Source organism: uncultured Methylobacterium sp. (assembly GCF_964251405.1).
GTDB lineage: Bacteria > Pseudomonadota > Alphaproteobacteria > Rhizobiales > Beijerinckiaceae > Methylobacterium.
Genome location: NZ_CAXUJR010000036.1, coordinates 9,529 through 10,692, shown reverse-complemented (window position 1 = coordinate 10,692; position 1,164 = coordinate 9,529). Strand labels below are relative to the sequence as shown.

1 protein-coding gene is annotated in these 1,164 nt (G+C 65.1%); it reads right to left on the bottom strand.

What is annotated here, in order from left to right; genetic code table 11:
* The coding region (locus ACFE7U_RS08950; RefSeq protein ID WP_375409375.1) for a sensor histidine kinase at positions 1-1,164 on the bottom strand (1,164 nt) is incomplete at both ends.

Genomic DNA, 1,164 nt, shown 5'->3' with positions numbered 1-1,164 from the left:
GCCTGCCCGGTCGAATGCCAGGGTGACCTTGCCGTCGAGTTCGCGGGCGAGGCTTTTCTCCAGCATGCGTGAGCCGAAGCCCCTTAGCGACGGAGGCGTCACCTCAGGCCCGCCGCTCTCGCGCCATTCGAACGTCAAGCGAGGCGGGCTGGCGACATTGTCGATGCTCCAGTCGATACGGACGGCGCCCGTCTCGTTCGACAAGGCACCGTACTTCATCGCGTTCGTGGCCAGCTCCTGCAGACCCATGGCCAGCGCGAGGGCGATGCGCGGTGAGATGCGGCGGTCGTGGCCCAGGATGGTGAGACGCCCTTCGCCGTAGCTGCGATAGGGATCCAATGCGCGTTCGACGACCTCTGCCAGTCGTGCGCTCTCCCAGTTCTCCTGCGTCAGCACATCGTGCACCCGCGACAGCGCGAAGAGGCGGCTCTCGACGGCCTCGTGAGCCTGGGCGGTCGAGGTGGCCGTGCGCAGGGTCTGGCTCACCAGGGACTGGACGGTCGAGAGTGTGTTCTTCACCCGGTGGTTCAGCTCGTTGAGAAGGAGTTGCTGGTGCTCCTCGGCCATCTTGCGGCCGGTGATGTCGAGGAGGACGCCGATCACCTGATGGGGCTGGGGGTCCGGTCCCATCAGGAACTCCGCCCGAAGGAGGAGCCAGCGGACGGATTGGTCCGGCCAGACGATGCGATACTCCGTTTCGAAGTACCGCTCGCCTTTCTCCAACGCCGTCGTCGCGATGGCACGAAGACGGTCCCGTTCCCCCGGATAATATCGCGATCGAATTTCGCTCATGCTCGGTCTGGCATCGGGCGCAAAGCCGAGCAGCACATTGAGGTCGGGCGAGGTTTCCGCCGAGTCGGTGGCCACATGATAGAGCCAGACAGCCATGCGGCCGGCGTCGATGGCGAGCCTCAGGCGGCTTTCGCTGGATTCCAGGCGAAGCTCGGCGTTCTTCTTCTCGGTGATGTCGTAGACGACGCCGAAGCCGAGCACGACGCGGCCCATCGCGTTGCGCCGAACTTCACCTCGCCGCGCGATCCAGCGAACCTGCCCGTCGCTCGGACGGGTGATGCGGTACTCGGTATAGGCAAGCGGATTGACGTCCGTAGTCGGCCGCAAGGACGCGATATGCTCGCGATCCACCGGATCGATCAGGGCGATCAG